Annotated in this window: 12 protein-coding genes; 2 read left to right on the top strand and 10 right to left on the bottom strand. The window is 38.0% G+C overall.

Translation table 11 applies throughout. The features are described 5' to 3' along the window. Window positions 1–465: 465 nt before the first annotated feature. Entirely contained in the window at window positions 466–1,389 is a 924-nt protein-coding gene (locus OWO01_RS08100; RefSeq protein ID WP_268779941.1) for a DUF5692 family protein, read from the bottom strand. 93 nt (window positions 1,390–1,482) lie between these two features. Beyond that, the gene (locus tag OWO01_RS08095; protein ID WP_268779940.1) at window positions 1,483–2,970 is read right to left on the bottom strand and encodes a methyl-accepting chemotaxis protein; all 1,488 of its coding nucleotides are present in this window, start codon (window positions 2,968–2,970) and stop codon (window positions 1,483–1,485) included. A gap of 207 nt (window positions 2,971–3,177) precedes the next feature. Here OWO01_RS08095 and OWO01_RS08090 point away from each other — a divergent pair, with 207 nt between their 5' ends. Beyond that, window positions 3,178–3,684, top strand: a complete 507-nt coding sequence (locus tag OWO01_RS08090; protein WP_268779939.1) for a ClbS/DfsB family four-helix bundle protein — start codon at window positions 3,178–3,180, stop codon at window positions 3,682–3,684. 363 nt (window positions 3,685–4,047) lie between these two features. Here the strand turns inward: OWO01_RS08090 and OWO01_RS08085 are convergent, their stop codons facing one another. From OWO01_RS08085 to OWO01_RS08075, 3 genes are all read right to left on the bottom strand, one after another. Then, window positions 4,048–5,355, bottom strand: coding sequence for a cellulase-like family protein (locus OWO01_RS08085; RefSeq protein ID WP_268779938.1), 1,308 nt, complete (start codon window positions 5,353–5,355; stop codon window positions 4,048–4,050). A 4-nt stretch (window positions 5,356–5,359) separates the two neighbouring features. Beyond that, window positions 5,360–7,672 carry a beta-galactosidase gene (locus OWO01_RS08080; RefSeq protein ID WP_268779937.1) on the bottom strand — a complete coding sequence of 771 codons (2,313 nt, stop codon included), beginning with the start codon at window positions 7,670–7,672 and terminating at the stop codon, window positions 5,360–5,362. A 186-nt stretch (window positions 7,673–7,858) separates the two neighbouring features. Further along, the gene (locus tag OWO01_RS08075; RefSeq protein ID WP_268779936.1) at window positions 7,859–11,185 is read right to left on the bottom strand and encodes a DUF5107 domain-containing protein; all 3,327 of its coding nucleotides are present in this window, start codon (window positions 11,183–11,185) and stop codon (window positions 7,859–7,861) included. A 262-nt stretch (window positions 11,186–11,447) separates the two neighbouring features. Between OWO01_RS08075 and OWO01_RS08070 the strand changes: the two genes are divergently transcribed. After that, entirely contained in the window at window positions 11,448–12,332 is an 885-nt protein-coding gene (locus OWO01_RS08070) for a helix-turn-helix domain-containing protein (RefSeq protein WP_268779935.1), read from the top strand. A gap of 205 nt (window positions 12,333–12,537) precedes the next feature. Here the strand turns inward: OWO01_RS08070 and OWO01_RS08065 are convergent, their stop codons facing one another. From OWO01_RS08065 to OWO01_RS08045, 5 genes are all read right to left on the bottom strand, one after another. After that, window positions 12,538–13,254 (bottom strand): hypothetical protein, encoded by a 717-nt coding sequence (locus OWO01_RS08065; RefSeq protein ID WP_268779934.1) that lies wholly within the window; start codon window positions 13,252–13,254, stop codon window positions 12,538–12,540. A 352-nt stretch (window positions 13,255–13,606) separates the two neighbouring features. Next, window positions 13,607–14,671, bottom strand: coding sequence for a sugar ABC transporter substrate-binding protein (locus OWO01_RS08060; protein WP_268779933.1), 1,065 nt, complete (start codon window positions 14,669–14,671; stop codon window positions 13,607–13,609). Window positions 14,672–14,947: 276 nt separating this feature from the next. Then, the gene (locus tag OWO01_RS08055) at window positions 14,948–16,483 is read right to left on the bottom strand and encodes a response regulator (protein WP_268779932.1); all 1,536 of its coding nucleotides are present in this window, start codon (window positions 16,481–16,483) and stop codon (window positions 14,948–14,950) included. Beyond that, entirely contained in the window at window positions 16,476–17,924 is a 1,449-nt protein-coding gene (locus OWO01_RS08050) for a sensor histidine kinase (RefSeq protein WP_268779931.1), read from the bottom strand. The genes OWO01_RS08055 and OWO01_RS08050 overlap by 8 nt, the downstream gene beginning before the upstream one ends. Continuing rightward, window positions 17,911–18,894 (bottom strand): sugar ABC transporter substrate-binding protein, encoded by a 984-nt coding sequence (locus OWO01_RS08045; RefSeq protein ID WP_268779930.1) that lies wholly within the window; start codon window positions 18,892–18,894, stop codon window positions 17,911–17,913. Before OWO01_RS08045 ends, OWO01_RS08050 begins: the two co-directional genes overlap by 14 nt. Window positions 18,895–19,156 lie beyond the last annotated feature (262 nt).

The following is a 19,156-nucleotide window of genomic DNA, read 5'->3' as shown; positions in this document are numbered from 1 at the left end:
AACAGAAATCGATTCTATTGATCGCAAAAAAGAATGCTCTTGCTTATCCCAACAGCCCTCCAGACTCCCTCAATCGATTGATTCATTTATCTCGTGATTCTTTTAAAGTAAAAAATCAATCAAGTCAGTATAAGTTATGAATCCCATCGTTACCTGAACTCCCTGCATTAATGGTTCAATTTTCGTACTTTTTTCTCTTTATCTAACATTATCGATACCAAATGAACATGCTTGATCAACTACAAGACATCATCACAAGTTATGATCCAGAAATAAGAAAAATCTATACAATATACAAATTGCAACCTCCATATGGTCATGAATTTACATCTTCTCCGAAATTGCGGGAATGAAAGAAGAGGAAGCACAACGTCATTCTTTGCTTCCCCCATTATTATTAATAATAATTAGATTCAGTATCAAGTCTATATGATTCGACAAAAACCGGGCGGTGACAGGCACCTGTCATCCTGCCGCCACTAAATTGGGCTCAGAATCCTTATCCTGATTAGCTTTCCAAAGCTCATCCTTCAAAGGATTAAGTTGATAGGTTACGATACGGTATACTTGCCAAACTGCTAGAATGATATTTAAAGTTAAACTTATACTAGCAAGGATCCAATTTGCTGTTGGATTATAACTTACACTTACGTTAAATGCACTTCCTGTCGCAAAGAAATAGGGGAATGTCATCACCCAAATCATCCAAAAAGATAAGGTGTGTGCTCTTGCCTGCATCCAAGTGCCTTTTGCCCATAGTAATGCAGGTAACGTTGCAGCAATATTTAAACCAAATCCCGAATAAAAAGCGTTTCCGGGTGCACAAGAATAAACATAAGCAATATTCCAAACGCCATATGCAATAATGAAGAGACGTGTTTGATCAGGCCAAATCATATCTTTGCGCTTACCTTTCGTCGCATAAATACCAACCCAACCACAAATCAAAAATAGATTGATTAAACCAGCGAAGGCATTAAGGTAATTCCAATTCCCAGAAATATAATACATTCCATCTACCATACCTTCAAAGCCCTGCCAACCCACTTGAAATTCTCTAATCACCGCTTCAATAATGTTAATCGCTAAGATTCCTGGTACTAAAAAAACAAACCAACTGTACTTTTTATGATAACTACGATAACGAATACCCATGTAGATCAAACTTCCGGCCAATGCTGAATAAACTTTAATCCAAGTAAACCAAGAAGTTATCTCATTGTCTCTATTTACATACCAAACTACTGTTAATAAAACTGGTAAGACGACAAACAAACCGATACTAGCCCGTTTGCTTAAACGCACCCATTCGTTTAAACCTAAGAGAACACCTAATACAATAAGCCAAACGAGAACATTATACCAAGGAAAAGCATCGAAAAAAAACATCATAAATCACTCCACTTTCTTATAAATTTTAATTATTTATTACGAACAGAACATCCTTAATTTATCATCAAAATATAAACGTCACACTATAAATCATTCGACAAAATCCGGGCGGTGACAGGCACCTTTTAAGGTATCGCTTAACTGGTCGATCTCGATTACTTTTTCATTTAAGTTGTTCATTCTTATTTTTTGCTCTTCGACGCCTGCTAACACTTCTTCTACAGATGCGCTTAATTGCTCTGAAGTACTGGAAACTCCGTTTATCTCATCGACTACAACGGATGAAGAACTACTTAAGTTCAATACCCTTTCATTGAGAACAGTTGAAGTTTGTTGTAATTCGTTAATAAAGTTATCGACATTATGAAAGGACTCATTAGTTGCTTCCATTAATAATTTACTTTCATGAAATAAACTTTCGCTTTGCTTAACCCTACGTGTAGCATTATTTGTTTTGCTTTGAATTTGACTCAATATCTGGTCAATTTCACTTGTAGAGTGGATCGAATGTTCCGCTAATTTTCTAACCTCTTGTGCAACAACAGCAAATCCTAGTCCAGCACTACCAGCACGCGCTGCTTCAATCGCAGCGTTTAATGCAAGTAAGTTTGTTTGGTCTGCAATATCAGAAATCGTTTTTAAGATACTCTCAACCTTCCCTGTTGATTGATTTAACACTTCCATCTCGGCTACAGTCTCTCGTAACGTTTGATCAACCTCTTGAATGTGCTCAGTAAGCTCCTGTACTTGGACAAATCCTGATTTTACAACTTCACCTGTACTTTCGGCACTCCTTTTCATCTCATTTGTTTTTGATGAAATATGTTTTACTTCTTGATCGATAGCAAATATGGATTCATTAATCGAGCTTGCACTATTCGATTGATTTTCAACGCTTCCTGCTATTTCATTAAATGTCGCAGCTAATTCATTTGAAAATGTATTGCTTGACCTTGAATGATCAGTAAGTTGTTCATTGACACTCTCTAATTTATCTATCGAAAGTGTTACTTGTTTTATCATCATTTCCATATTATCTCTAGACTCTACAGCTTCATCGGCTAGTTGTTGCGCTTGATTTTGAATGTTTTTCCCAATAATACATTGATATACTAGGAACGTTGTCATTAAACTAAATAAAACATTAAATGAAATTAAGTGCACAGTCGTATAATCAACAATCGCTAGTTCCCCAAATCTTATTAGAAATAAATTCGTAATCACTAAACCAAAAATTCCAGATATGATTACATATCGGTAGTTGTGATAGAGGGAAATAATTATCATGCTATAGTAAACAAGTAAATAGGAAGTGACTGCCGGTCGATTTTCTAGCATAAATATAGCCATCAACGCTAAGCTTACAATTAAAATATATGGGATCCATTCCTTTCTTTTATCTAACCTGTTCATTGTATAGACGATGATCGATGTTATTACCCCAAAAAGAGTACCTATTGTGTTTGTTTCCACAGGAAGCCTAGCTGCAAATAGTATAATAGTAGCTAGTACAACAGATAGAACATACAGCTTAATCAGTAATGAATTTCTCGCTTTAAATGAATAATCCTTTTTCATAAAATCCTCCTATTGTTCAATATTTTTACATAATTACTCTTTTTATATATCGTACATTATTTTCTAAAAATGTATATAGTTTTTATAAAATTAATAAAAATCCATTTAAAATGAATTATATGTAGTTTTATATGGTATATTTTGTAGTGAATAAGCGGGAATTTTGAATTACTATCACGACACGATTAAAATTAAGGAAGTGAAACAATGGCGCGCCCCAAAAATAAAAACGAACTGATCCAAGCAGCTGAAAAAAATTATCAAGCATTACTAGATTTGATCGATACCATGACAGAAGCAGAACAGAACGGTATATTTCCATTTGAAGATCGCGATCGTAATGTTCGTGACGTACTAGCTCACCTTCATGAGTGGCATGAAATGATGAATCAATGGTATAAAGTTGGTATGCAAGGAGAAAAACCAGACATGCCAAAAAAAGGTTATACATGGAAAACAACCCCTGAGCTAAATCTGGCAATTTGGCGTCAGTATCAGGATACTAGTTTACCAACAGCCAAAACGTTACTTGCAAATTCTCATACGAGGATGATGCGTTTAATTGAAAGTCATAATAATGAAGAACTTTTCACCAAAAAGTATTATCCTTGGACAAACTCGACTTCTTTAGGTTCTTATCTCGTGTCTGCAACAGCTAGTCACTATGATTGGGCACTGAAAAAGATCAAAAAGTATCATAGACGTCTTGTTTAAGTGAAGGAGAAAATTATGAGGAACAATTCTATTACGAAGCATTTTTAAAAAATAGATCGTCAAAGAAAAACGTTTCACTCCTTGATTACAAAACATAACGCAAATTTTTGGACACGACCACAGGTGGATAAAGTGAAACTTCAATCAGTGGGGGTTTTTAGGTATCCCCTCATTGATTGTTAGCCCTAAAGGATGACCTGAACCATTCAGGGTACTAGCGGCCGTTACTCCCATTTAAATTCACGAACAACATCACTTTCACCTTTGTCAGAAATACTATTCATTTGTTTAATCCTTCTTATGCTCAACAACACAAAACACCCTGCAAACTTAGGTGTACGAAACCTAATTGCAGGGTGGTCTTTATTCGACATAATTCGGGTGGTGACAGGCACCCAAAATAAATTGGTTCCATTTTTTTTGCCATGATATGTCTGACCAGAATGGGTGGTGTGGGGCGCAGTTGGAGCAGAGTACCATTCCCCAGAAATCGAGTTCCATTCCTTTTTTCACACAATACTCTGCAATATCTTTCCCTACCGGACCTTCCTCGAACTGAGCAAGAAGTGGTGTATACCCTACATATCCTTCTCCAATGACGATGGGCAAATCGTGACCAGATGCCCATTCTGATATATCCTTGAAACGGTCATTCACTTTCTGAAGCATAGCTTGCTTATACAATCCGTAATGCTCATAAAGATATAAATCCCACTTCACCGGATCACACCAATCATGAAGGTAAAGGAGCTTTAGTCCTACAGGATTTTCAAAGAGCCTCCATTCCTCTCCCTCTGGAAGCTGGTATGCTTCAAAACTTGGTGCATCATCACGAAGCATAGATTTCACGAGTGCATTCGGAAATTCACTATCTGAATTCGTGAGACCTGTTTCGTTCAATAGTTGGATCAACACCCCATTGATATACATGTGAAAATGTCCTACTTGTTGGTTTTCCGGAAGAAACACCTTTGAATACGGCTGACTTAACGTGAAACACCCTGTGATTAACAACTCAGCATGCTGTTTTTGCAAAAAATCCAACGCCTCTTCTACAAAAGGCTTTGTATATTGGATCAGTTTCCCTGCATCCCCACTATCAATTCCCGCTTCGATCGCAACCTGACTTAAAAGACCAAATTCGATTTCATTATGAAGCTCTACATAAGCAATACGATCATCCAATCCTTCTTGTTTAATAAATTGAATTAGTTGATCCATCGATTTTGCCAAAGTCATAAATCGATCTTTAGGAGGAATAGCTAAAAGCTCGTTAAACAACGCTGGTGTTTTTAAAAAACTTGGACTCTGTTGGTATTCCCATGAAGAAAGAATGAGATAACAATTGTATTTCTTTGCATAAGTAAACAGATTAAGCAAATGTTGATGCCCATCGAACTCTGCACCACCCTTACAGTTGTACCATCGTGTTCTTACTCCCACTTCACCGAGATTGGCAAATGCTAATGGTTCTTTACGAGGACCCTCTTCTGTAAATAGCAAAAAGGGCATCGCACAGATTCGAATCGTATTATAGCCTCGCTCTACTGCTTCCTTAAAGCATTGCTCCAAATTCGAATATGGCTCACCAGGCATCGTCATTGTGTACCAGGAAAAATCCCACATCGTAATCGTTAGTTTACGAGGAAGGTGCGCTTTTACTTGTTTCATCTCATCACTCCTTCGATTTTTTTGTTAAGGCTAGTCGATAATGAGGAATTGCTTGAATATGATTAAATTGAGCAATTTCTACTCCTTCAAATCGCTTCACATAAGCTTGATTAACATAGCTTTTCACTTTCCATTTGCGAAGTGGGGTAATAGACAAATTCACTTTATCATCTCGAAGTTTATGCTTATTTTCTTTTAACCCGATGTACCAAGGTAATCCATATTGAATATGATCTGTTAACAAATCATCGCCAATCTGAGCCATAGCTACATCACCATCATAATCGATTTTGAGAAAAACATCTTCAACCCACGACGGCCAATCACAATCTAGATCTATTTGTGCATAGTTATCTTTCCGATAAGAAACTTCAACAGTAGGACAATAGACAGGACATGAAATCTCTAAATCTGTAAAAGTACCCATCAGCTTCTCTCGTAATGACCCTAAGTTTGCTTGTATTTCTCCCGTTAAACTAGACAATATCGATACAGTACATTGTGATCTCCCTGCTGAAGTACAGACTAGCTGCTCATTTTTGACAAATAGATGAGCATCACTAATTATCAGCTGCTCTTCTCCCCACAAGTGAAATCGATAGGTCTGTAATGCTTCTTCTCGATTTAAAATAAGCACGTGAACACAATCGCCATTTGTTAAACCGCAAGAAATAGAGTGATTTCTACCTGGAGTGGATCGCACGAACCAATCTTGCTCTTCCTCCTCCACTTGCCCATTCGAAACGGTAATTGATTCAACCGATTGCTTATCCATTACCATTTCTGCTGGAATGCCCTCGTGCGCATAAAAAACATGAACAATATTTTTCCCTTTTTTTAGTCTAGTTAATGGTTGAACTGTAGCACTTCTATAATTCACTCTATCAAGCATGAGATGAAAAGGCAGGATAATACTTTGTTCTTTCTTCAAAGTGAACGTTTCTTTATGTGGGATACATACCCTACCTTTGTTCGTCTCTAATGCTAATCGAACATCTTCTCTATCTGGCATATCGACATGATCTTGGAAGTTATTCATAAACACAAATCCTGACCCATCTTTTTGTCTGACACACCAACGAAGTTCTTTTGTATCTGTCGAGTCGATGCAATCTTGCCCCTCTAAAAGTTGCGTCCCCATTGGTGCAAGTATTGACCCAAATGACTCCATGAACAATGCCAACGTTCGAATTCGGTCATAGGAGGGACTCACTCTACCAAACTCACCTAAAGGAGATTGATAATCGTAAGTAAGCTTCGGAAGACCTGATTCATGTAAAAATCCGTTCACCCCTACAGGATTTGTTCCACCATGATACATATAATAACCAAGCAGATTACTACCACTAGCCAGTTTTACCATTGTCATCGCTTCAATGCTTTCAGGCGCTACAAGCGGGCGCGCATGGTAGCTTACCTGCATTCCCCCCGCCATTTCACAATAAGCGACAGGATATTCCAAAGACTCATAGTTTACCCTCTCCGCAGGGGTCTTGTGTAAGTCCCGATAAATGTATTCACCACTTGGAGGCTGATCAGGAATCCATGGCGTGTACGCATACCCAGCTAACATTGGCAGTGTATCTTTTTCCAAAACTGCGGCACCGCCCCAGGCAGTAGCTGTGAAAAATATTGGCTGAATCCCTGCAGCCTTTGCAAGCTTTTGCAGCTCGATTAAATGATTATGCCCTCCTTTTCCCGAAGATAAGTGAACACCTGATTGATAGCCCCATGCATCCATTGGTGCTCCAGCATGCATGAATTCATTTTCAAGCTGAATACCGATAATCTGCCCACCATCTTGATAAAACGCGCCTTTGATCTGTCTTGCAATTTCACAATATAGTCTGTCTACATAGTGCAAATACATCGGGTCGTTCGAGCGAATTTCCAGTGGTTTATGAAACACCCAATCAGGTATTCCCCCATTTCGCACCTCTCCATGACAGAACGGCCCAATCCTTAAAATCAATGGTAGCTCAAGTTTTGAACATAGATCAACAAAATGACGGAGATTTCGATTTCCGTCCCACCGAAATTTTCCCTCTTCTTCTTCATGATGAATCCAAAATACATAAGAAGCTACAATACGGATGCCTCCTGCTTTCATCTTTAATAGCTCTTCTTCCCAATAAAGATAGGAGAATCTAGAGAAATGAAATTCGCCAACAACAGGAATATTTGGTTGATCATTTTTCGTCATATAATAATTGGTAAACCCGATACGATCGCCATTAGGGTTTACCCCGTCACACCCAGATAACGTCCCAGACGTAATTTCCTTGTTTTCGATATCTAGCTTCATAGATAGAATCATCCTGTTATACCTCCTAATCTTACAAGCTTTTATTTCAGCAGGGCTTTTCGTTTCCCCCCACTATTTATTAGCATTAGAGGCCTTGAACCTCTCGCTGTGGAACTGCCAATTAAACTCACTTCAACTCTTGTTGTTTTGAAATAGGCATCTTACGGACGGTTGCTACATCATGAACACAGCACAAATTCATTCATCTTTTTTAAAATGAAAAAGTGCTCCCTGATGATTAGGTTCCAACTCCAACACCGATTGAAGGATACTATTCGCTTTTTCCTGTTCATTTAAGCCGAGATATCCAAGTGCAATCATATAGTAACAATGAATTTTATTTCTTTCCTTTAAATCATCATCAAAAACAAGAAAATCTGGTAACGAGACTGCAAAATAATCAATACTTACCTGATCAAATAAATGCCGTTCACCATAATCGATCAGTTTATGAAAACGCCGCTTTGCTTCTTTTTTGTTACCGAGTTTAAGCCAGGCCAATCCTTGATAATATATCATCTCAGGTGGCTGGTCGTTGTAGAACATTGCGGAAGCTGGTTCCTCTAATCCTTGAGAAGCTTTACGAAAAGCGTGCTTTGCTTTATCAAATTCGGATAATCCTTCGAACGCACACCCCAAATAATAATAAATATTATTTTCCTGTGCTCCCGCAAGTTTGCCTTCTCCTAAGTTCGCAGGATATTCCAATGCTCTCTGTAAAAATTTAACCGCGTCCTTATAGAGATTATCTTGAAGTTTTCGTTTCGCAATTTCAACGAGAGCAGTCACATATTGACTGGTTACCTTTCCTTCCCCACCTTCCCACGGATGGAAACTGCGCTCGTTAAGAAGCTTGAATGCGGTATCATGCTTTTTCAAAGTATTGCAAAGCGTCACATATTCTACATATAAGTCGTCCCTTGATTGAACAAGTTCAAAATATTTATCTAGCTTTTCTAGTCGATCTTGCGGTGAGACCTTATTTTTCTTATACAGTTGATCCAATTCATATAATACTCTAGCATCTTGAGAATTTAGTTTAAAAGCCATTTCTAAACTCGTTGTGGCCAACGCCGGATTTCCCTTTTTATTATAATAAGCTAATGATAAATTGCGATGTACGGTTGGATAATTTGGATCAACTTCCCATGAAGCTTCCCAATGTGTTATCGCATCCGCCGATCTCTTTTTATCATATAATAAATTCCCGAGATAATAATGAGCTTTGGCATCGCTTGGATTTTGCTCAATCGCAAAATATAACACATCACATTCAAATAAAGTGTTTGGAAAACAATAATCTGGTATTGCTTGTGGAGCGACTTTTAGGTAATAACTCGATTCATCTGGTTGTCTTGCAAAAGCGGACACATAGCCAAGTGCATAAAGCACGATTGGATAAGTTTGATCAATTTTTTTATTCACAACAAGTTGTAAAACCTCTGTGGCTTCTTCATAAAAACCACTAGATGCATAGTCGGATGCGATTGCGATATGATTGTGTACATTTCCGCGTGTCATACGCAAAACTTCTTCCTGTATTGCTGTAGCCTGTTCATTCAGGCCTTGCTCTTTGTAAACAAAATACTTCTCAAACTCAGCGCCAAAATCAAGGGTATCCAACTGAAGTGTAGCCTTTGCATAGGATATAGCTTCTTCATACTTTCCTTGTTTACGAAGCAATATTGTTTTTACATGTCTTGCTTGATAATGGTGTGCATTTCGAAGAAGCGATCGATCCACTAACTCAGAAGCTTCTCGATACATTTTTTTCTCACAAGCAATCTGTGCTAACGAAAAATACCCACTATCTTGCCACGAAGCAGACCAGACTGCCTTATAGAATGCAGCAAATGCTTCATCCAATCGTCTCTGGTGCTTTAAACTTAATCCAAGCTGGTAATAGGCTTCACCGTCATACGGATTTGGATTGTGACCTGTTAAGGATTTTACTGCTTCTCTGAAATGCTGTTCACTTGTTTCGTACCATCCGCGTTGAAATAATAATTTTCCATAAGCTACATGAATCCGGCTGTCCCTTGGATCACGCTTTAATCCTTCAAGATAATAAGTATCTGGTTCAAATGTTGCATGACGATACTGTTCTAAGTGCAGTCCAGCTAAATATAGTTCTTCATTCGTTTTTATCTCTTCTGGTGAAGGCATTGCTTTTGCAGCTTCTGGAATCTGCTCAATTTCCGACCGTTTGGGCTGGTAGCTTACGAGTATTCTTCCACTAGAATCAGTGATGGTAACAATAAGATGGTGTATTTGCTCCCCATCTTCAAGAGAGACCGTTTTTTTGCATGTATCATTAGGGGAAAGATGCACAATATCGTTAAGATAGATCCGCTTTTGGCCTTCAAAGGAAATTTTTGCTTTTTTGAATTCCGTCGTTGCATATGCCTGTATTACCGCTTTATTATTTAATTCGTCTACCTCCAGATTGACAGCCGCTTCAGTCGTAGCATTCTTTACAACACCAATATCTTTGTATGGCATGAAATATTGCTTGAATGTTTTTTCTTCATAAGGCTGAAGCCATGTGAAATCTGGTTGATTGTCCGTGTATACACCAGTCATCAATTCAATATAAGGTCCATCTTCATCCGTTAAATGACGATCCCATGCCTGACCAAATTCACCATTTCCCCATGTCCATTGTTTTTTTCCCGGAGAAATATGATGATTGGCAACATGTAACATCCCTGCCTGAACACCATGGTCATACCCTCCTACAAAATCATAATCAGATTTATGAGCCATATAAGAAGTAGGAACAGGAATGTTTTTGTAACGGGAGATATCGACACCTTCAGAATAATCCATTTTATAGTAGGTTCCTGTAGCCATTGGAAACCTGGACACATCGCGCTTTCCATGATCAAACACTGCGTGTACATCTGGTGGAAATACGGACTGTGTATGCTCATTAACAGTTACGGCTGGATTTGCCCACCACAAAAAGGTTTGCGACTGAGACGTTCGGTTATATAATTGCGCCGAAATCTCCAAGTAGGCTTTTCCCGGATATAAAGTAAAGGCTGTCGTTACCTTCGTTCCGTACATACGGTCAATCTCACTAACCCATACGGTAGCACTGTTATCCTCATTTTCACTGAACTTATATTCCACCGGGCCAAACGTGTTAGGACGATGATGCTGTGGCCAATTGAATTCAATTCCTCCCGATATCCATGGACCCGCCAGTCCTACGAGAGCAGGCTTGATAACCTGATTATAGTATACAAAATCGTATCCATTCGTTTTATCTAACGCTCGATAAACTCGCCCACCTATTTCAGGCATCACTTCGATTCGGATATATTCGTTTTCTAAAATTACAATTTTATACGGTTTTAATTTTTTCTCATCTTCAATTTTTTCTATTACCGGATATGGATATACCTTACCTGAGCTCCCTTGATACACTCGCTTATCCAAGAACATTGGATTTTTTTCTTGTTCCCCTACACCATAAGTTAATAGCTCAACCGTTTCTTCCCATACGTAAGCTCGCTTCATTAATTCGCCTCCTATCCTTGATCGAATTACATCTAGCTTATACCTGGAAGCACTTTTATCCAATTGACAATATCCTGTATTTGATGGATGATATTCTTATCATCTTAATTTCTTAAATGCGATTAACTAGATACGGAAAAATGAGGAGAAAATGGCTCACTCTCTACAAAACCTGGAGAACCATTTCATGAAAAGATCTGAAACTTATTATTTCACAATTTTTGAACAGCCGATTATATTCCCTTTCCTTAGGAGGTACACCATGCAGCCCCCATTAAAACCCGACGGATTCGAATCAGAAAAGTTATTTATTTTATCAGAATACATGAGAAAAGAGCTTACCAATCATCCGCTAACCTGTCGTTTATTTATTACGGATATTGGGTACTTTCCAAAAGCCCAGTTTCATTATCGTGACCGGCCAAAAGGTGGAGATACAACAATTTTCATCTACTGTACGGAGGGCGAGGGTTGGGTCGAGATCAATCAAGAGGAACGAATCAAGATGGAAAGAAAAAATTTGATTGTCATTCCCGCAGGAACCCCTCATCGCTATGGCTCCGACAACAATAACCCTTGGAGTATCTATTGGTTTCACATAAAGGGAGAAGATGTGTTTGAATTTCTTCGTTCCTTCCCTCTAACAAAAAGAACTGTGCACATACCCGTGGCTGGTTTTCTAAAGTTTGTTGAATGGTTTGATTTCTCTTATGGATTGGTGACAGATAAACCATTTTCTGTTCCAGATCATATCCACATCGCACAAACCACTCGTCAACTTTTAAGTACTATTGGAATGATAGCTAGTCGAACAGACCATAAGAGTGAAGCTTATCTGGAGCATGCAATTAACTTTATGTCAGAGCATATTGGAGAATCTCTTAAGTTAGAAGTTATTGCTTCCCATATTGGGCTTTCTAAGCAACATCTCATATATATTTTTAATCAGTGCACTGGTATGCCACCCATTGAATTATTTCTAAGAATGAAAATGCAGAGAGCTAGTCAAATGCTTGATTTAAGTACTTTAAGCGTGAAAGAAATAGGTGCTATCTTTGGTTTTCAGGACCCTTACTATTTTTCTAGGATGTTTAAAAAAATCATGGGAAGTTCTCCTTCACACTATCGAAGTATTAAGAAAGGATAGTTGACTATCTCGATTGCTAAACGGTACTTAACCAAAAGAAAAATACTTGATTGAATTGTTTGAGGGCGGAATTGGGATGGGTTTGAAATCCTGAATCTCAAACCCCGAATAACATACAACCCAAAAAGCCCTGCAGAGATCTCTCTCAACAAAGCTCGATAAACAACCAACATTTATCCGACATAATTCGGGCGGTGACAGGCACCTATCTTAGATTGTTACTCTTAAAACCGTCTGGGTTGGTTCGAACATGTGGACGAACGTAGGAAACAGAACCGTCAGAGTTGGTACGGTAATGACCTTCCACCGTATGTAGTTCAGGATTGGGATTATAGGTAGTGCTCCCCATTTGATTCTCTTCAAACTCATCAAATGTATCCGTATCAAGAAAGTCTTTTAATTCCTCCAGTTGGTTCAGTATAAACGGAAGAATAAGAAGTAAAAGAAATAATGGCACAGTACTCATGATGATTAACGCTTCTTTTGTTGTGTATTTATTGCGATAAAGGAAATAAAGCAACAGATGGATGATCAGCATTGATACCACCATTTGTAAAACAGTTCGCTGGATCAAAGGTGTAGGTAGATAATAACCAAATCGCAAAGCACTCCAGAAATAGTCAGCATAATAGTTATTAATTGAGATATAGATTAAATAGGTGATTAGACCTGCCCCAAATAACAACGCTTTATAGTGATTGATAATGTAACTGATCTTCATTAGGAAGAAAATAATCGACAGAATAAGCGTTAATGGTGGAAATAGGATCGATACAGCAGTAACAATTCCAGCCATCACTAGTAAAGAAGGTATTTTGATGATTGCAGCAATCACACTAATACCAATAACAGTAATTACGACAACTCGGAAAGGAGCGATCGATAATAAACCAAACACCAAAAGTGCGATCCAATGCAGCATCGATTTTAGCTGCTTACGTGCCCAAGCTCTCTTTATATTCTTAGTATTTTTTATGAAATTGTCGATCATAATCACCTTTTTCTGTTTAATAAGAGATTAAATTCGACATTTTTCTCAAAATTCCTTCTTGCAAAATAAAAACTTATCCATAGCTTGATTGGCTCATTCATTATCACATACTACTTCCCTTCTAAATCATGCCTAACTTCAATTCATCCAGGCTTTGGAAAAGCTTGCAACGAACAAGGAAATCATCAAAAATAATCTTACCAAAATAAAAATCCCACACCTAGATTATAAAACCTACTAGCAGGATTTTTATTCGACAAAAAACGGGCGGTGACAGGCACCTTCATTCAAAGATGTCTTCATGGGTGTGGAAGCCGTCTTCTATCACTGTTGTTTCAATATTATCTGCATTGACGGTAACCGGGGTGAGGAAGAGGGTGGGAACGTCTTTTTTACCGTTATTTACTTTAATATCCGTTTCAATCACTTCACCTTTTGCCATCCGAACGGCAATATCAGCTGCTTGTTCAGTAAGCGAACGGATCGATTTATAAACGGTCATTAATTGTTCACCAGACAAGACTCGTTGCACACCGAGAAGTTCGGCATCTTGACCAGCAACTGGAACCTGACCATTTAACCCAACTTCAGTTAGTGCTTCAATCACAGCACCAGCTGTCGCGTCATTGGCGGCAATCACAGCATCAATTTCATTATCATTAGCTGCCAATGCTGCGCGCATATTCTCTTTCGCGTGCATAGGCATCCACGCCTCCGTCCATTGATCATAGACAACTACAATATCACCACGGTCGATCAGTGGTTGTAAGACACGAAAGACTCCTTCTTTAATCAAGTGCGCATTATTATCTGTACTTGCTCCGCCAATATAAGCATACTTCCCTTGTGGTACCACATCGATCATCGCCTCTGCTTGCAATACTCCAACCTGTTCATTATCAAAGGAAATGTATAAATCTACATTAGCATTCTTTACCAACCGATCGTATGAAATAACTGGAATATCTGCGAGTTGTGCACGACCGACAATGGTTGCTGCTGCTTCTGCATTGTGCGGAACTAAAACTAACAAATCGACTCCTTGACTGATCATCGTTTCTGCTTGGGCAATCTGAAGGGCGTCATTCCCGTTTGCTGCTTTTACCACAACTTCAGCACCTTGGGCTTCAACAGCTTCTTTAAACATATCTCGGTCTCTTTCCCAACGTTCTTCAATTAACGTATCCATCGATAAACCAATAGTAATTTGTCGCTTCTCATCCGTAGAAGCTTCAGGATCTACTTCAGATTGATCCGTCCAATCATTCGGTTTCGTGTTCTCTTCACACCCCAGTAAAAATACAGTTGCGATTAGTGACGCGAATAATAAGAATGTTATCCTTTTCAATGCTTCTTCACCTCTTCATCGTTGCTGTTTAGCCCATTTCATCACCCGTAAAACTTCAATCAATAAACAGATCATTCGTCATAACTCAATACTCTTACGTGCATCCATAAATTTCAATGGGGAGGGTTTAAGTATCCCATCACTGATTGTTTGTTGAACCATCCAGTATGCGGACATGCGTTGCTCATACTTAACTCATTTGATCTTGTTGTTTTGAAGTGGGAGTTTTACAGACCTTTGCTCATCAATCAAACAAAAATCGATGAGACAGTAAAATTACCGTTTATGAATTAGTGCTTCCCGATATTTTTTCGGTGTTAGACCAGTAAACTTTTTAAACACTTTTCCAAAATAATTTGGATCTTGATACCCCGTCTCAAGTGCGATCGATTTAATACTTAACTCGGTTTCTGACAGTAATTGTTTCGCTTTATTGATTCTACATTCTGTTAAAAAATCAATATAATTTATACCGAGACGTTCTTTAAACATTTTACTAATATAGATTGGGCTTAATTGAACTTGCTCACTCAAACGTTCCAACGAGATATCCTCATCTGAGTGTTGCATAATATAATGCTTAATTTTCTTCATGCTGTCGACTTCATTTTCCCGATAATAGTTCTTATACTCACGATTCAAGTGATCAAAGTACAATTGAACTTCTTGCACCAATGTTTGATAATCATCACTGGAAAAACTATATTTCTCCCAATCAATCTCTACATTCATCTCTTCTAAAGTCCGGCCCATTACCCAAAAAAGCTGTAATAAACGTTTTTCCACTTCATTAAGGGGCATGAGTTCCGTCTCATAACAGTCGATAACCTTCGTCAACTCTTCTTTAATTTCTTCCCACTTTCCTAAGCTAACTTGATCAAAAAAACGTTCTGAAATGTAATCATCAAACACTTTCTCACAGTGCTGCTCACTTTTCGGAAGATCATGATGAAACAGGACTTGATAGTTACGTTGCGCTCGCATCGCACTAATTAACGCTTCCCGATAAGATTGTTTTGTTTGATCGATCTGTTGAAAAACGCCTCCAACACCTATCATCGCATGGACGTTTAGTTTGCTTTCAAATAAACGTTTAAGTTCTTTAGCAATTCTCATCATCTGTGCACGATAGGATTGGTCATTTCTAAATACGATGACCGGTAATTGTTTTTTATATAAAGAACCAATAAACACCCTGTCCATTGCTTTTACTTGTTCAACAATCGTTTGATAATGTTCACTCGCATCTTCTTCCAGTACCACTAAAAAAACAAACAGTTCCTCCGGAGCATCTAAATTTAGTAATTCCAATAACATAGATACATGAACATCATGCACATGATCGAATAATAATTGCGTGACTAAATCCCGTTCCATCACTCGTTTGGACTGTTCAAACTGGCGTATTTGTTCTTCTTTTATTGTTAGCAGCTTCCGTTCGTTTTCAACAAGTTCAATTACTTCACCTACCGTAGAGAGAATCTCACTGATTTTACTTGGCTTTAAGATATAGTCCTTTGCACCAAGCTTAATGGCTTCCTTTGCATAACTAAACGTATCGTAAGCAGTGACCATAATAAACTTAACGGTCGGTTGGATAGCTTTAATGGCCTTAATTGCATCCATCCCATTCATTTCTGGCATTTTAATATCCATTAAAATAACATCAGGTGCTTCTTTCTTCGCAAGTTCAATCGCTGAAATACCGTTACTCGCTTGGAGAATGTTGATGTCTTGAAAACCCTGGGTTAAAATTTGTTCCATACTGAAACGTTCCACTTCTTCATCATCAACAATCATCAGTTTAATCATCACTATCTCCCCCTTTGTTCAGCGGCAATAATAAACTAATCTTCGTACCCACCATTTCTTTGCTATCAATATAGACAACATTTTCTTTTTTCAAAAACAAGCGCAGCCGTTTAATAACATTAGTAAAACCAATCCCCGTTGAATGACCTTCTTTCGGAACAATTTCCCCTTCCAATAATGCTGTTTGTTTCTCGTCACTCATTCCAGGTCCATCATCTTTGATTTCCACCCTAACATTGTTTCCTTCTTGAAAAATTCGGAGCGCCACTGTTCCGCCTCTAGCATATGGCTCTACTGCATGAATTACTGCATTTTCAATGATTGGTTGTAAGGTAAGAGCAGGGATCGGTGTATCTAATAACGTTTCGTCGACCAACTCTTCATAAATCAATCGATCCGTAAAGCGAGCTTTTTGGATATCGATATATTGTCTCAACAAACGGAGTTCATCACGTAACGTAACAGAACGGTCCAACTTTTTTAAGTTATAACGCAATAAGTCTGCAATATTAACTAACAAATCACTTGTCTCCATTGCCCCTTCCAAATATGCTTTCTTTGATACTGTATTTAAGGTATTAAATAAAAAGTGCGGGTTAATCTGACTTTGTAAACTTCTGAATTGACTTTCTTGTAATAATAGTTTGTTTTCTTGAAGTTCCTTTTCGAGTTGCGCTGTTTGTTGAATTTCCGTAATTAATTGATTAATATTTAGCCGCATACGATTAAATGTTTTTGCTAAAAAAGCAAGTTCATCATTCGCGTCAACCTTTACCTCTTGGTCGAGTTCACCTCGCGAAAGTGCGTTAGCTGCTTCTGTTAATTGATGAATCGGATGGGTAATACTTCGTTGAAACAAATACGTGACGACGATCATTGTGAATATTAACAACAATAGCAACCAAATACCAAACTGATTTAATTCACGAGATTGTTCAATAATACTTCGGTAAAAACTATCATACGTTCTTAATTCTTGATCAAGCAAAAACAAGGTCGTATCTGAAATATAATTCTGAATCCGTGTCGCATCTGTAAATTCAATGCGCGCTTGATCAAAATCCTGTTGATGTTGAAGGCTGATTGCTCGCTCAACGGATTCAACTAAACTATCCATTAAATGAAGATAATTGTTAAGTTGATATTGATTCTCTTGGTGACCTAATGTCAATATTTGATCTTCCAAAGAAGTTAACGTACGCAACGATTGATTAAGTCGGGGTATTTGTTCATCCTCTGTATTTGTTAGAAAATTGTTTAATTCTGTAATCACTTGTTGGCTTGCTGTATTAACTTCGTTTAATACCAAATAACGCTCAAGAATAACATTATATTGTTTTTGGGTTTGCCGACTAGAAAAAGCAAGTGACGTCCAAATGATCAGCAAAATCAAAACGACAACCACTGCTAGTGTCAGTACTTTTTGTTTAATCGAGCGCATTTTTTTCTCCTATAACGATCTCAATCGATGTATGATAGCCGTTAAAATCAAGTGGTACGGTTTCACCATTCAACCATTCAAAGATTAATTGCACACTTAATCTGCCCATCTCTTCTGGTGCTTGCTTAACGAGTGCATTGATTTTCCCTGCTTCTAATAAAGGGGCAATCTCTTGATGTTCATCAAAAGTATAGATCCCAACAGAATCTACTTGTCGTCTCCGACTAATCTCCTGTACCACACCTCCGGTTAAACTAGCATCAACAGAGATGACCGCTTCGAGCGATGGATATTGATTTAACACGTGTTGTGTAGTCTCTATAATTCCATCTGTTTGATTCGGTGTTTCTGCCATTATCACATGAATATCCTCATAAGCTGATAGAACAGATTCAATTCCTCGAATTCGCTCCCGCTGAAAAAAAGGTAGGGTCTTATCATAGAAGAGGACAATTTCTGCTTGATCATTCAAGTCCTGTATCATTTGTTCTGCTAATAGTCGTCCAGCTTCATATTGATTCGATCCAACGTAGGTTCGACGTAAACTCTCTTCCATGGGTACATCCTGAGCGATAGTAATAACCGGAATGCTATAAAAAGCCGCTTTAATTTTTGTTAGTTCTTTAAACGCTTCTGTATCAAGGCCTTGAATGATCACGCCATCAACTTTAGCATGAATCGCTAGTTCTAAATTTTGCAAAAAATCGTCATCGTTTTGTCCATAATTTCCAAGTACTTCAATTGTTGCACCTTCTCTTTCCGCTTGAGCCCTAGCCCCACTAGCAACGGAACCCCAGAACGGAGTATCCATATCTTGAGTTATCAAAACAAGACGTTTTTCTTCTGCCATGTTGTTCAACGGAGCGGGTTCTTCCCATTCAAAAGTTAGTACACGTGCAAATGAGCTTATTGTAAAATAAATTAATCCGATAAAAACAATCATAAACATCGTAGTTAAATATTTTTTCATCATAATAAGCTCCTCACTCCACTAGAATACAAATATTCTACCATATCTATTCCTACAAGTCTGTAAACGCTTCACATTTGGTTAAGAACTTGTTGATTAATGTTTTTTAAAAAAAGGTCAGCCCCATTACATCTGGGTGACATTAAACATTTCTCCCACCAATTGATGCTTCCGGTGTAGTACCTTTAAACAATTCATTTCTTGCCGCTTTGGTTAGGAAATCATATGAACGGTTAACTTCAGCTCTTACTAAACTACAAAA

This window comes from Natronobacillus azotifigens (genome assembly GCF_026805325.1).
Classification (GTDB): domain Bacteria; phylum Bacillota; class Bacilli; order Bacillales; family Amphibacillaceae; genus Natronobacillus; species Natronobacillus azotifigens.
This window is presented reverse-complemented; position numbering and strand designations above follow the sequence as displayed.

Excerpts from the sequence above, each read along its gene's own strand:
- OWO01_RS08055 (WP_268779932.1), bottom strand. The coding sequence starts at position 16,483 with ATGATTAAACTGATGATTGTTGATGATGAAGAAGTGGAACGTTTCAGT.
- OWO01_RS08085 (WP_268779938.1), bottom strand. The coding sequence starts at position 5,355 with ATGAAACAAGTAAAAGCGCACCTTCCTCGTAAACTAACGATTACGATG.
- OWO01_RS08095 (WP_268779940.1), bottom strand. The coding sequence starts at position 2,970 with ATGAAAAAGGATTATTCATTTAAAGCGAGAAATTCATTACTGATTAAG.
- OWO01_RS08090 (WP_268779939.1), top strand. The coding sequence starts at position 3,178 with ATGGCGCGCCCCAAAAATAAAAACGAACTGATCCAAGCAGCTGAAAAA.
- OWO01_RS08050 (WP_268779931.1), bottom strand. The coding sequence starts at position 17,924 with ATGCGCTCGATTAAACAAAAAGTACTGACACTAGCAGTGGTTGTCGTT.
- OWO01_RS08075 (WP_268779936.1), bottom strand. The coding sequence starts at position 11,185 with ATGAAGCGAGCTTACGTATGGGAAGAAACGGTTGAGCTATTAACTTAT.
- OWO01_RS08080 (WP_268779937.1), bottom strand. The coding sequence starts at position 7,672 with ATGATTCTATCTATGAAGCTAGATATCGAAAACAAGGAAATTACGTCT.
- OWO01_RS08070 (WP_268779935.1), top strand. The coding sequence starts at position 11,448 with ATGCAGCCCCCATTAAAACCCGACGGATTCGAATCAGAAAAGTTATTT.
- OWO01_RS08100 (WP_268779941.1), bottom strand. The coding sequence starts at position 1,389 with ATGTTTTTTTTCGATGCTTTTCCTTGGTATAATGTTCTCGTTTGGCTT.
- OWO01_RS08045 (WP_268779930.1), bottom strand. The coding sequence starts at position 18,894 with ATGAAAAAATATTTAACTACGATGTTTATGATTGTTTTTATCGGATTA.
- OWO01_RS08065 (WP_268779934.1), bottom strand. The coding sequence starts at position 13,254 with ATGCTGCATTGGATCGCACTTTTGGTGTTTGGTTTATTATCGATCGCT.